We start from the raw sequence: 12,449 nt of genomic DNA on the forward strand, positions 1-12,449 counted from the left end.
AACATCCATGGTCAAGCCCGCCAATCCGCCCTCTCATCCGGGCGGCGCAGACGCGCGTTCAGCGGTTGACCGCCTGACCGCCATTTTGCTGGTTGAGGATGACGACGCCGACGCGACGTTGGTCATCCGAGCCTTGCGCCCCTACGCCCGCCGCTCCACGGTGACTCGGGTCACGTCCTTGCGCGAGGCGCAGGCGTGGCTGCACCGCAACGTCGGCGACGTGGTGCTGCTCGACCTGTCGCTGCCCGACAGCTTCGGTCTGGAAACCGTCAGTCGTCTGCACGCCGATGTTCCGTCGTTGCCGCTGGTGGTGTTGACTGGATTCGATGACGAGGATTTCGCTTTGCAAATCCTGGAGACGGGCGCCCAGGATTATCTGGTCAAGGGACAGACCGACGGGCCGCTGATGTGGCGGGCCATCCAGCACGCCATTGCCCGCAAACGGCTCGAAGAAGAGCTGCGCCTGTCGGAAGAGCGGTTGCAAGGCATCATTGGGATGGCCCAGGACGCTATTTTGACCGCCGATGAATCGCTGACCATCACTCTGTTCAATCAAGCGGCGGAGCGGCTGTTCGGCTATGAGGCCATCGACATTGTCGGACGCCCGCTGTCCCTGCTGATTCCGGAGCATTTGCGCGCCGCGCATGAGGCGAGCATCGCGGAGTTCGGCGCCGGGCCGGTGCAATCCCGTTTGATGGCCACGCGCCGCGAGGTCGTCGGTCTGACCCGCGACGGTCGGGAATTCCCCGCCGAGGTGTCGATCGCCAAACTGCACCATGCCCGAGGGCTGCTCTACACCGCCGTCATCCGCGACGTGTCGGAGCGCAAGCGGGTGGAAACGGAGTTGCGCCGCCTGGCCACCACCGATCCGCTGACCGGCCTGTGCAACCGCCGCCGCTTTTGGGAGTTGGCGGATGTCGAAATCGCCCGCCTGCGGCGTTACGGTCATCCCGTGTCGGTGTTGATGCTGGACATCGACCGTTTCAAGTCGATCAACGATCAATATGGTCATGCGGTTGGCGATCAGGCTTTGTGCCGTCTGGCGTCTGTGTGCCGGGCGGAATTGCGCGACACGGATCACATCGGACGCTTGGGCGGCGAAGAGTTCGCCGTCATTCTGCCGGAAACCGGGCTGGCCGCCGCGCGGGAGGTGGCCGAACGCCTGCGCGAACAATTGGCGGCCACCGACATCCCCCATCTGAACGGCGTGTTGCGCATGACCGTGAGCATCGGCATCGCCATATGCGGCGAAGACGACATGACCATTGAACGGGCGTTGAGCCGCGCGGATCGGGCGCTGTACGCCGCCAAATCCCATGGACGCAACCGGGTCGAGATCTTTGACGAGACCGGCGCGTCAACCTCCCCGGCAGGCTGACCGCAACGGAGCGGCCCGCCGTGCTTTCCACGGAAGGACGCTTTCAAACGAAAAACCATATTGCAGAGTTTGTAACCGGACAGCGGTTGCCGATTGCCGCGTCAGACAGTATCAGTGATGCTGCGAGCGGTTACGAAAGAGACAACGCGCTCAACCCGCAGGAAAAAATTCGCGCGGGCGAGCTTGGCGGAGAAGCGGTGTATGGACAAGCAGCCGGTCAGCTACGAACAGTTCCGCATCCTCGTGATCGAAGACCAGCCCTTCGTCCGCCGGACCATCGTGCAAATCCTGACGCAGATCGGTTTCCAGGGGATGGCGGAAGCCGACAATGGCGAAACCGGCATGCAGGAATGCATCCGCACCAACCCCGATCTGATTGTTTGCGACATCGACATGAAGCCGGTGTCGGGGTTGCAATTTTTGGCGCAACTCCGCGCCAGCGGCCAAGCCGCCAATCCGAACGCCCCGGTGGTGTTCCTGACCAACCACACCGAATCCGAAATTGTGAAGCAGGCGATGGCGCTGGGCGTGAACGGCTTCGTCGTCAAGCCTCCCTCCTTCGCCGCGCTGAAGGAGCGGGTGGACCGCCTGCTTGGGGATCGGTGACGGGGGTGTCGGCGAGGGGCGATTGTCGGCGATGAAACGCGCGTTGGCCCTGTTGGCGCTGTGCCTGCCCGTCTTGGCCGGGTGTTCGGGCGAACCGTCCGAAGGCGAAATGCGGGCTTTGGTGGAGGGGCACACCCGCCGCGTTCTGGAGCGTCAGGGTGTGGTCTTCCGCGCGTTCGACGTCTTTCGCAAGCAGGGGTGCGTCGTGGCCAAGGACAAGCCGGACCAGCATGATTGCTATTACGCCGCCAGCTTTTCGCCGCAACCCGGTCAACCGCAGATGACGGTGAACGGCAAAGGGCGCTTTTACACGGGCGTCAAGGGCCTGGTGTTCGAGGATTTGGGCGCGCAGCCGCGTTGACGAACCGGGCGCGTCAACCGCGCGCCAAGCGGGCCAAAGTGGTCAGCGGATCGCCGGATTCCTCGCCGAAGCAGACCTCGACATCCTCGCAGACCTCGCAATTTGGGGATTTGCACAGCAGCAGCCCTTCACGCTCGCAGAGCTGGCGGTAGAAGAATTTCTTCCATTTCATGTCGTTGGCGTTCGCCGCGACCAGGGCCGGAAAGTGACGCTGGAACATGGCGTTCAACTCCCCCCGATCATGAAACCCCATGTCCTGCCAGAGATGGTTCGGTTCCAGCGAACGGCGGGCGAGGATCGCCGCGAGCCAGCGTTCCTCCTCGGCGCCGCGCGCGCCATGATCGACCAGAAAGGCGCGCAAGTCGGCCTCTTCAATGGCGTCGTCGCTGACGCCGAGGCTGACGTCGGGCAGGGCGGCGATGGTCGTTTCATGCTGGGGGGCGTGGCGGGCGGCCAGCGCGCGCAAATCCTCCCGGCTCAGGGCCAGGGCGGCGGACAAGCCGCGCGCCGGATCGCGGATCGCCAGATCAAGAACGCGCCCGAAGATCATCCGGTCGGTCGCTGCGGCGTCGTCGAGGGGGGAGACCGTGGCTGATTCGGACATGGCGCGCTCCGCCGAACAAGGGGGTGGGGCCATGGTGGGGCACAATGCTGCGTGTGCGAAGATCCGCCGAATCTTAAGGAGATGCGGCATTTCGCCTCACTGTCGGGGTGATGATGGGAGAGTGCTGAATTTCTAGGCTGTTTGAACAAAGCGTCATCACCACTTAAGACTTGACGGTTGGCGTTTGGGGCCAGAATGGGAGGCTCCGACGTTGCTGCGATGCGACGCGCCGGATTGCAGGGAAAGGGCGCGAGGCGCATGGCGCGGGGCAAGGCGGCGCCTTATTTCCGTCACCCTGCCTGAAAAACATTTCATCCACCGGCAAGGCGCTGGTGAGCGGGCGCGCCGTAGGGTGTCCTTCATCACCGGAAGCCTCCGGTCTTCCGGCCCCCAGACGTTCGCTATGGAGTGCAGTCGCATGACGACCACCGTTTCCACCGCCCGCTCGGCCACCGCCGCCCCGTCGCGCCCGCAGCGCCTGCGCCGGGCGGTTGTCGCTCTGCTGCTCGGCACGACGGTGCTGACCGGCCCGGCCCTGGCCGGGTGGGCCGCGTCTCACGCCCAGGTCACGCCGCCGACGGCTGTTCAGATGGACGTCGCGCCGAAGAGCTTCGCCGATCTGGCGGCGGCGGTCAGTCCCGCCGTCGTCAACATCGCCGCCACGCAAGAGGCCAAGCCCGTCGCCCGCGCTCAACCCGGCATGCCCGGCATGCCAGCCTTCCCGCCCGGCTCGCCGTTTGAGGAGTTTTTCCGTCGCTTCCAGGATCCGCAGGGCCAGAATGGCGGCCCGGATGGGGAGGAGGATGGCGGCGGTCCGCGCGGCAAGACCGGCGCGCTGGGTTCCGGCTTCATCATCGACCCGGCGGGCTATGTGGTGACGAACAACCACGTCATCGACGGGGCCAGCGAGATCACCGTGACGCTTCAGGACGGCACGGCGCTGCCCGCCACGCTGGTGGGGCGCGACGCCAAGACCGACCTCGCTTTGTTGAAGGTCAAGCCGGAAAAGCCGTTGCCCTCGGTTGATTGGGCCGACAGCGCCAAAACCCGCGTCGGCGATTGGGTGATGGCGGTCGGCAACCCGTTCGGTTTGGGCGGCACCGTCACCAAGGGCATCGTCTCGGCCCGGGGGCGCGACATCCACAGCGGCCCCTACGATGATTATTTCCAGCTCGACGCCGCGATCAACCGGGGCAATTCCGGCGGTCCGACCTTTGACCTGTCGGGCCGGGTGATCGGCATCAACACGGCGATCTATTCGCCCAACGGCGGTTCGGTCGGCATCGGCTTCGCCATTCCGTCCAATCTGGCCAAAGAGGTGGTCGCCCAGTTGAAGGAAAACGGCAAGGTTGAGCGCGGTTGGCTCGGCGTGAAGATTCAGGAAGTGACGCCGGAAATCGCCGACAGCGTCGGCCTGCCCAACGCCAAGGGCGCGCTGGTCGCCGAGGTGACGGCGGACAGCCCCGCCGCCCGCGCTGGCCTGCGTCAGGGCGACGTGATCCTGTCCTATGACGGCCAGTCGGTGGACACGCTGCGCGATCTGACCCGCCGGGTGGCGGAAACCAAGGCCGGTGGAACCGTTGATTTGAAGATCGTCCGCCAGGGTCGTGAAAAGACCGTGGCCGTTCACATCGACCGTCTGGCCGACACCCAGGTCGCGTCCGCCGACGAGGGGAAGGGCGACCATTCCGCTTCCGCCGAGGCGGTGCGGGGGCTGAAGCTCGCCACGCTTGACGCGGCGACGCGCAAGCGGCTGGGCGTGGACGAGGCGATCAAGGGCGTGGTCGTCACCGGGCTGGCGCCCAAGACGGAAACCCCGATCCGCACCGGCGACGTCATCGTGCGCGTCGGCGACGAGGCGGTGAAGACCCCCGCCGACGTCTCCCGCAAGGTGGCGGAGGCGGAAAAAGCCGGGCAAAAGGCCGTGCTGGTCCTCATCAACCGCCAGGGAAACGAAACCTTCGTCGCTTTGAAGCTGAAGGCGTGAGCGACCGGCGCGCCCGCGCTTGGCCCGGCGGTTGGGGGAGGCTACACTGATGGACATGAAAGTCCTTGTCATTGAAGACGACCAGCAGGCCGCCAGCTACCTCGCCAAGGGGTTGAAGGAGGCCGGGCATGTGGTCGACGTCGCCAACGACGGCAAAGAGGGTTTGTATCTGGCCGGGGGCGAGCATTACGACGTGATGGTCGTCGACCGCATGTTGCCGGGGCGCGACGGGCTGTCGCTGGTCCAGGTGCTCCGCGCGGCGGGCAACGACACGCCGGTGCTGTTCCTGTCGGCGCTGGGCAGCGTCGAGGATCGGGTGAAGGGGCTGAAGGCGGGGGGCGACGATTACCTGACCAAGCCCTTCGCCTTTTCCGAACTGCTGGCGCGGATCGAGGTTCTGGTCCGCCGTCGCGGCGCGTCCCAGCCGCAAACCAAGCTGACCGTCGCCGATCTGGAGCTGGATTTGCTGGCGCGCGGAGTGAAGCGCGCGGGCAAGCCCATCGAGCTGTTGCCGCGCGAGTTCGCCCTGTTGGAATACATGATGCGCAACGCGGGCAGCGTGGTGACGCGCACCATGATGCTGGAAAATGTCTGGGATTATCATTTCGATCCGCAAACCAACGTCATCGACGTCCACATCGCCCGGCTGCGTCAGAAGATCGACAAGGATTTTCCGACGCCGCTGATCCACACCGTGCGCGGGGCGGGGTACAGCCTGCGGGCGGCTTCGTGACGGCGGCGGCGTCGGCGGATTGCGTGGTCAAGCCGGGGCGGATCAAGCGGTGCGTGGCGGCGGCGGCGCGGATGATGCGCACGACCGCCGTCCGCCTGTCGGCCCTGTATCTTCTGCTGTTCGTTTTGTCGGTCGGCTTGATCCTGGTCGTCGTCTACCGCGCCACCGCCGGTTTTCTCAGCGAGGAGATCGGCGAAACGGTGGCGCTGGAGGTCGGGGCGTTCCAGGACCACTACACCAAATACGGCCTTCCCGGTCTGGTCGATCTGGTGCGCGGGCGCAGCGCCGTGGTCAACAACAACGCGATTTATTTGCTGACCACGCCCAACGGATCGATTCTGGCGGGCAACCTGTCGCGCTGGCCCGACGCGACGCCGAGCGACACCGGCTGGATCCATTTCAAGGTGGCGGACACCAGCGGCGTCAGCAACCGCCCGTCCACCGCGCAGGCGATGACCTTCACCCTGCCGGGGCATTTCCGCCTGCTGGTCGGGCGCGACATGAGCGAGCTGGACCAGTTGAGCGACCGCATGGTGCGGTCGTTGGGCTGGATCATCGCCGCCACGGCGATGCTGGGGTTGGGCGGCGGGCTGCTGGTCAGCCGGGGGGCCATGCGGCGGATCGAGGCGATCAACCGCACCACCCGCCAGATCATGGCGGGCGACCTCAGCGACCGGGTGCCGCGCTTTGGCGGCGGCGACGAGATCGACCGTCTGGCGGGCAACCTCAACGCCATGCTGGACCGCCTCGAACGGTTGATGACCGGGATGCGGCAGGTGACGGACAGCGTCGCCCATGACCTGCGCACGCCCTTGACCCGCCTGCGCTCCCGCATCGAATTGGCGCTGATTCACGACACCGACGACGCGGAGGTCTATCGCGGCGTCTTGCAGGACAGCATCGGCGAGGCTGACCGGCTGATCGCCACCTTCACCGCCCTGCTGTCCATCGCCGAGGCGGAATCCGGGGCCAAGCGCAGCGACTTCACGGCGGTCGATCTGGTCGATGTGGTGCAACTCGCCGCCGACCTGTACGAGCCGGTGGCCGAGGAGCGCGGCCAGCGTCTGGCGATGGAGATCGCCGAGGGGGTGGCGCCGCAAACCGTCACCGTGCGCGGCAACGGCCAATTGCTGGCGCAAGCGGTGTCCAACCTGCTCGACAACGCCATCAAATACACGCCGGAGGGGGGAACCATCACCCTGCGGCTGGACGGGGCCGCCGCCGGGCAGGCGGCGCGGGTGACGGTCGCCGACAACGGCCCCGGCGTTCCGGCGGAGGAGCGGCCCAAGGTGCTGCAACGCTTCGTGCGGCTGGACGCGGCGCGCGCCTCGCCCGGCAACGGGCTTGGCCTCAGTCTGGTGGACGCGGTGGCCTCGCTGCACGGGGCGAGGCTGGAGCTGTCGGACAATCAGCCGGGCTTGCGCGTCGCCCTGGTCTTTCCCGCTGACGCCAAAAGCTGAGCCAGACCGAAAGAAGGCCCGCCGTTTCCAGCGGGCCGTCAAGTCATCAGCGAGATGACAGCAAATCCTTGCGTCACTCGAAGTCCATATGGGGGCGAATCCCGTCCGCTCCAACTGGCCGCTTCGCCTATACGCCTTTACGCCGTCTTGACCTTTGGCGAAGCGGCGGAGCGCAAGGGCAACTCCACCAGGAACAGCGTCATCACAAAGGACAGGGCCGCCAGCCCGGCGGCCATCAGGAACAGCGTGGCGAAGCCATGCTCCAGCGTCGCCAGCACCCCGACCTTCACCGCGTCGGGCAGCCCGACCAGGGCCGAGGCCCCATGCTCCAGCACCGCGCGGCCCGACAGCCCGGCCCCGCTCAGCCGATCCGACACGGCGGCGTTGAAGACCGCGCCGAACACCGCGACGCCGACCGACCCGCCCAGCGAGCGGAAAAACCCGACCGAGGCGGTCGCCGCCCCCAGATCGCGGTGCGGGACCGCGTTTTGCACGGCCACCGTCATCACCGGCATGACCAGCCCCAACCCAAAGCCCAGCGGCACCAGGATCACGGTGGACCACAGCCCGTCCCCCGCCACCTGCGGCAGCAGCCCCAGCGCCAGATACATGGCGGCGGACAGGGCCAGCCCGACCAGCGGGTAAATCTTGTAACGCCCGGTCTTGGCGATCAACCGTCCGCCGCCGACCGCGCCAAAGGTCATGCCCAGCACCATCGGCAGCAGCAGCAGGCCCGACGCCGTGGCGCTGGTCCCCTGCACCAGTTGCAGATGCAGCGGCAGAAAGACGATTCCGGCGAACAGCACCATCGCCGACACCGCCACCACCGGGTTGGCGATGGCGACCACCGGCAGGCGGAACAGAGGCAGCGGCAAAATCGGCTCCGCCACCCGCCCCTCGTGCCACAGGAAGGCGGCGAGCAGGACGACGCCCAACCCGGCCAGCCCCAGACACAGCGGCGAGGTCCAGTCCAAACCGGGCGAGCCGCCGCGCGTCGCCACCACCAGCAGGCTCGTGACCGCGCCGGTCAGCAGCAGCGCCCCCAGCAGGTCGATGGTCGGCTTCGACCGGCCAACCGCCAGACGGCCCAGCGCCCGCCGCGTCATCACCAGCGCCGCCGCCCCGATGGGCAGGTTGATGAGGAAGATCCAATGCCAGCCGATGGTTTCGGTGAACACCCCGCCCAACAGCGGCCCGGCGACGCTGGCCAACGCGAAGACGCCGCCGATCATCCCCTGGTAACGCCCGCGTTCGCGCGGGGCGACGACGTCGCCGATGATGGTGAAGGCCAGCGACATCAAGCCGCCGCCGCCCAACCCCTGCACCGCGCGGAACAGGATGAGCTGAGTCATGCTCTGCGCCGCCGCGCACAGCAGCGACCCGGCGAGAAACAGCAAAATCGCGACGTCCAGCACCCGCTTGCGGCCATAGAGGTCCGACAGCTTGCCGTAAATCGGCGTCGTGGTGGTCGAGGTCAGCAGATAGGCCGTGACCACCCAGGGCAGCATGTCCAACCCGCCCAACTGACCGGCCATGGTCGGCAAGGCCGTCGCCACGATGGTCTGATCCATCGCCGCCATCAGCATGGCCAAGGCCACGCCGCTGAAGACGTTGAGGATCTCCTTGTGGGAGAAGACGGGGGGCGCGCTGGTGTCAGGGCTGGCGGGCATGATCGGCGTCTCGAATGGGGCAAACCGCAGGCGGCCACACCATACGCCTGGAACGATTCCACGCAACAGCGGATCGCGCCCGGCGCGCCGGAAAGACCGATGGGGGAGGGAGCCGTCCTCCCATCGCCGGAACCTTCGGAGTCCGCCGCCGCCGGGGGGGCCATGTTCCAAACGGGGGCGGCGTGGAACGCGCGACGGCTGGTTTGCTGGGGCGACCGGGGCTTTGGGCGGGCGAATGGAACGTTTGAAACACCGTGCGACAGTTTTCCCGACGCTGTTCAACTGTTCGATTGGCGCCGTCGCCGTCGGGGCGACCGGTGCTTTGGGCGGGCGAATGGAACGTTTGAAACACCGCGCGACAGGTTTCCCGCCCCTGTTCAACGGTTCCATTGGCCCGGCCATCGACGGGGCGACAGGGGGCGGGGACAGGATCGGATGGCGGGTTGGCGGCGGCGAGCATGGCGGGGACTCCGCATAAGACAGGTCATTATTCCTAACGCGCCCCGAAGCTCCCGACAACGACGTGCGGAACATCCCCGCGCCGCCTTCGCCCTCTCCCGCCACGCGGGAGAGGGAGGGGACCCGCCGCAGGCGGGGAGGGTGAGGGGGCGTCCAAGAATCCCGAACCGCATGGCTCCTTGTCAAACCCCTCACCCTTCCCATGCTCCGCATGGGTCCCTTCCCTCTCCCGAGGGGAGAAGGTTCCTCGCTTTGCCGTCGCTCAGCGCGTGGGCGATCTGGTGCAGCAGGGTGGCGTTGGTGGCGAGCAGGTCGATGATTTGGCCCCTCAGCGCGTCTTGCAGGGCCGCGTCGTCGGGCTTGGTCGCCACGGCTTGGGCGGCGGCGATCATCGGGGCGCTGGCGGGCGCGCCGCTCAACAGGCTCCAGAGTGTTTCGCCCTTGGCAAGGGGGACGGCGACGGCGGTCTTGCCGATGTCCTTCGCGCCGCCATCCAGAATGGCGGGCAGCAGCGGGCGGAGCAGCGCGATGGTTTCGGCAGCGGCTTGGATGATGTCCATGCGGTTTTCCCCTGGCGCGATGTTCCCGTGTGGGTGGCGTCGTAGCAGGGGGAGGCGGCGGATTGGAGAGGAAAGGGCGTCGCGCGGTTCCCCCTCCCTAACCCTCCCCCGCTGACGCGGGAGAGGGAACGCCGCGCCTTGACAAAGCTCCGGCCCCCTCTCCCGCGCGAGCGGGGGAGGGATGGGGAGGGGGGTCTTACAGCAGACTAGCGCACCCCGACCGGCGGCATCGCCGCGCGGACGCCGGTTTGGTCGCGCAAGGGGGACAGCGCGCTCAGCAGGGGGCGGAGGGGGGCGGCGGCGGACAGGGCGCCGATCAGTTCGCCCTTGCCGCCGGACAGCAGATCCAGCAGTTCGTCGGCGACGGATTTCGGCGGCGGGTAGGGGGCGAGCGTCACCTCCGCGTCGGCGTCCAGACCGGCGGCGGTTCGGGCCAGGGTCAACGCCTCTTCCTGGCCGCCGAGATCGTCGATCAGGCCCAGCTCACGGGCTTGCGCGCCGGTCCACACGCGGCCCTTGGCGGCGGCGCGGGTCTGGTCGGGGGTCAGGCGCCGGGCCTCGGCCACCCGTTCCAGGAAGCTGGCGTAGGTGGCGTCGATGATGGCGGTCATCCGCTCTTCTTCGCTGGGCGAGAAGGGGTGCATGGCGGACCACATGCCGGCGTTGCGCGCCGCCGGAACCCGGTCCCAACGGACGCCCAGCTTGTCCGACAGGCCGCCGAAGCTCATCTTGCCCGCCACCACGCCGATGGAGCCGGTGAGGCTGGCGGGGGAGGCGACGATGCGGTCGGCGGCCAGCGCGATCCAATAGCCGCCCGACGCGGCGGCGTCGCCCATGCTGGCGATCACCGGCTTGCCGCGCTGGCGCGCCTTCAGCAGCGCGCGGCGGATCGCCTCCGACGCCGACACCGATCCGCCGCCGCTGTCGATGCGGAACAGGATGGCGCGCACGTCGGGATCGTCGGCGGCGTCCTCGATGGCGCGGACGATGGTGTCGGATCCGGCGTTGATCTCGCCAAGGGTCGGGCGCTCGCTCTTGCCGCCGGTGATGGTGCCGACGACGTGGATCAGCGCCACGGTCGGGCCGCTGTCGTGTGGGCCGCCCGCCACCGTCAGATAATCCGACAGATCCACCAATTCGGCGTCTTGCCCGGCGCGTTGCAGGGCGGCGTCGCGCGCCTCGTCGGCGTAGCCGATGTGGTCGATCAGCTTGAGGTCCAGCGCCTCGCGGTCCAGCAGCGGCGCGCGCTCCATCGCCGCGCGGACCCCGGCGGGGGGCAGGCGGCGGCCCTTGGCGACGCCGTCCACCAATTGGTTGGTCAGGTCGCCGATCAACCCTTGCAGCATCTCGCGGTTGGCCGGGGTCATGCCGGTTTCGGTGAAGGTCTCGGAGAAGCTTTTGTACTCCTCCCGGTGCATCAACTGCGGCTGGACGCCCAGCAGGTCGAGCGCGCCGCGCGCGAAGGGAACCTCCGCCGACAGGCCGGTCAGACCGACCATGCCCAGGGGTTGCAGCCACACGTCGTCAAAGCCGCTGGCCAGCAGAAAGGCGCGGTTGCCTGACCCGCCGTCGCCGTAGCTTTCGGCGTAGGCGACGGCGAAGCGGCCCGACGCGCGGAAACGGTCGATGGCGGCCCGCAGCTCCTGGGTTTGGGCGAAGCCGATCTGGTCGCCGCCCAGACGGGCCAGCACCCCCTTGACCCGAGGATCCTTGCGCCCGCGCTCCAGCGCGTCGAGCACGTCGCGCAGGCTGGCGTCGTGGCCCAGCAGCCCGCCCAACCGATCCTCGCCGCCCTCGCCCAGGCTGCGGGTGAGGTCCAGATCCAGCACGACGCCGCGCGGCAGGCTGGGTTGGTGGCGAATCACCAGAAACGCGCCGCCGACCAGGGCGGCCACCACCAGCAGGCCGATGGTGGCGAACAGGCGGGTGAAAAACCTCAACATTCCGGCGGCTCCGGTCGGTTGCGCGGGATCGGCTGCGCGGGTGGCGGGGGTGTCAGCGGTCCAGCTTGTGGTACTCGTGGTTGGGCAGCATGTCCACCGCCGTCGCCATCCGGTTGGACATGTTGTAAAAGGCGGCGGTGTCGGCGACGTCGAAGATCTCCTCCGCCGTGAAGCCGACGGCGCGCAGCGCGGCGCGGTCCTCCTCCCCGACGGTCCACGGCTCCTTCGTCATTTTCCAGGCGAAATCCAGCATGGCGCGCTGGCGCGGCGGCAGCGGGGCGACGCGGTAATTGGCCGCCAGCATCTCGCCCAATTCAGGATCGCCCGACAGCTTGCGCACCGCCTGCCCATGGGCGACCAGACAGTAATAGCAATGGTTGGCGGACGAGACGACGACGGCGATCATCTCGCGTTCCAGCTTCGACAGGCCGCTCTCGCCCAGCATCAGTTCGTTGTAAAGCTGAGCGAAGGTCCGCAGCTTCTTTTGCCGCAGGCTGTAGGCTTGCAGGACGTTCGGCACGAATCCCAGCTTTTCCGTGCATTTGTCGAACAGCGCGCGCAGATCTTCGTCCAGCGTGGCGGGATCGGGAACGGGCAGGGCCATGACGTGATCGGGCTGCGGCATCGGGCGTTTCCTTATGGCTTGGTTGGTTGCGCCGAAGGGTAGCGGGGGCGGGCGGGGAAGGCA

11 protein-coding genes are annotated in these 12,449 nt (G+C 67.6%); 6 read left to right on the forward strand and 5 right to left on the reverse strand.

From position 1 onward, the window contains the following. The first annotated feature begins 7 nt into the window (after positions 1-7). The 3 genes from ACODS4_RS25265 to ACODS4_RS25275 all read left to right on the forward strand — a co-directional run bounded on the left by ACODS4_RS25265 (position 8) and on the right by ACODS4_RS25275 (position 2,345). Positions 8-1,378 (forward strand): diguanylate cyclase, encoded by a 1,371-nt coding sequence (locus ACODS4_RS25265; protein WP_488868433.1) that lies wholly within the window; start codon positions 8-10, stop codon positions 1,376-1,378. 201 nt (positions 1,379-1,579) lie between these two features. Beyond that, a complete protein-coding gene (locus tag ACODS4_RS25270; protein ID WP_488868434.1) occupies positions 1,580-1,984 on the forward strand; it encodes a response regulator in 405 nt (134 codons plus the stop codon). A 31-nt stretch (positions 1,985-2,015) separates the two neighbouring features. Then, a complete protein-coding gene (locus tag ACODS4_RS25275) occupies positions 2,016-2,345 on the forward strand; it encodes a hypothetical protein (protein WP_488868435.1) in 330 nt (109 codons plus the stop codon). A 13-nt stretch (positions 2,346-2,358) separates the two neighbouring features. Here ACODS4_RS25275 and ACODS4_RS25280 read toward each other — a convergent pair whose 3' ends face one another. Next, positions 2,359-2,949 carry a nitrogen fixation protein NifQ gene (locus ACODS4_RS25280; protein WP_488868436.1) on the reverse strand — a complete coding sequence of 197 codons (591 nt, stop codon included), beginning with the start codon at positions 2,947-2,949 and terminating at the stop codon, positions 2,359-2,361. 418 nt (positions 2,950-3,367) lie between these two features. On the opposite strand from ACODS4_RS25280, the gene ACODS4_RS25285 reads away from it, so the two are divergent. The 3 genes from ACODS4_RS25285 to ACODS4_RS25295 are packed head-to-tail and all read left to right on the forward strand — an operon-like array spanning position 3,368 to position 7,129. Continuing rightward, the gene (locus ACODS4_RS25285; RefSeq protein WP_488868437.1) at positions 3,368-4,936 is read left to right on the forward strand and encodes a DegQ family serine endoprotease; all 1,569 of its coding nucleotides are present in this window, start codon (positions 3,368-3,370) and stop codon (positions 4,934-4,936) included. Positions 4,937-4,991: 55 nt separating this feature from the next. Continuing rightward, the gene (locus ACODS4_RS25290; RefSeq protein WP_488868465.1) at positions 4,992-5,669 is read left to right on the forward strand and encodes a winged helix-turn-helix domain-containing protein; all 678 of its coding nucleotides are present in this window, start codon (positions 4,992-4,994) and stop codon (positions 5,667-5,669) included. Continuing rightward, on the forward strand, positions 5,666-7,129 hold the full coding sequence (locus tag ACODS4_RS25295) for a HAMP domain-containing sensor histidine kinase (protein WP_488868438.1): 1,464 nt from the start codon (positions 5,666-5,668) through the stop codon (positions 7,127-7,129). Before ACODS4_RS25290 ends, ACODS4_RS25295 begins: the two co-directional genes overlap by 4 nt. A gap of 137 nt (positions 7,130-7,266) precedes the next feature. On the opposite strand, the gene ACODS4_RS25300 is transcribed toward ACODS4_RS25295, so the two are convergent. From ACODS4_RS25300 to ACODS4_RS25315, 4 genes are all read right to left on the reverse strand, one after another. Next, positions 7,267-8,799, reverse strand: a complete 1,533-nt coding sequence (locus ACODS4_RS25300) for an MDR family MFS transporter (RefSeq protein ID WP_488868439.1) — start codon at positions 8,797-8,799, stop codon at positions 7,267-7,269. A 650-nt stretch (positions 8,800-9,449) separates the two neighbouring features. Further along, complete coding sequence (locus ACODS4_RS25305) at positions 9,450-9,818, reverse strand: hypothetical protein (protein ID WP_488868440.1); 369 nt, start codon at positions 9,816-9,818, stop codon at positions 9,450-9,452. Positions 9,819-10,024: 206 nt separating this feature from the next. Beyond that, positions 10,025-11,761 (reverse strand): signal peptide peptidase SppA, encoded by a 1,737-nt coding sequence (gene sppA, locus ACODS4_RS25310; protein ID WP_488868441.1) that lies wholly within the window; start codon positions 11,759-11,761, stop codon positions 10,025-10,027. A 52-nt stretch (positions 11,762-11,813) separates the two neighbouring features. Then, on the reverse strand, positions 11,814-12,386 hold the full coding sequence (locus ACODS4_RS25315) for a peroxidase-related enzyme (protein WP_488868442.1): 573 nt from the start codon (positions 12,384-12,386) through the stop codon (positions 11,814-11,816). Positions 12,387-12,449 lie beyond the last annotated feature (63 nt).

The sequence above is a fragment of the Azospirillum sp. FG154 genome, from assembly GCF_057809575.1.

Excerpts from the sequence above, each read along its gene's own strand:
- ACODS4_RS25305 (WP_488868440.1), bottom strand. The coding sequence starts at position 9,818 with ATGGACATCATCCAAGCCGCTGCCGAAACCATCGCGCTGCTCCGCCCG.
- ACODS4_RS25270 (WP_488868434.1), top strand. The coding sequence starts at position 1,580 with ATGGACAAGCAGCCGGTCAGCTACGAACAGTTCCGCATCCTCGTGATC.
- ACODS4_RS25285 (WP_488868437.1), top strand. The coding sequence starts at position 3,368 with ATGACGACCACCGTTTCCACCGCCCGCTCGGCCACCGCCGCCCCGTCG.
- ACODS4_RS25265 (WP_488868433.1), top strand. The coding sequence starts at position 8 with ATGGTCAAGCCCGCCAATCCGCCCTCTCATCCGGGCGGCGCAGACGCG.
- ACODS4_RS25300 (WP_488868439.1), bottom strand. The coding sequence starts at position 8,799 with ATGCCCGCCAGCCCTGACACCAGCGCGCCCCCCGTCTTCTCCCACAAG.
- ACODS4_RS25315 (WP_488868442.1), bottom strand. The coding sequence starts at position 12,386 with ATGCCGCAGCCCGATCACGTCATGGCCCTGCCCGTTCCCGATCCCGCC.
- sppA (WP_488868441.1), bottom strand. The coding sequence starts at position 11,761 with ATGTTGAGGTTTTTCACCCGCCTGTTCGCCACCATCGGCCTGCTGGTG.
- ACODS4_RS25290 (WP_488868465.1), top strand. The coding sequence starts at position 4,992 with ATGAAAGTCCTTGTCATTGAAGACGACCAGCAGGCCGCCAGCTACCTC.
- ACODS4_RS25275 (WP_488868435.1), top strand. The coding sequence starts at position 2,016 with ATGAAACGCGCGTTGGCCCTGTTGGCGCTGTGCCTGCCCGTCTTGGCC.
- ACODS4_RS25280 (WP_488868436.1), bottom strand. The coding sequence starts at position 2,949 with ATGTCCGAATCAGCCACGGTCTCCCCCCTCGACGACGCCGCAGCGACC.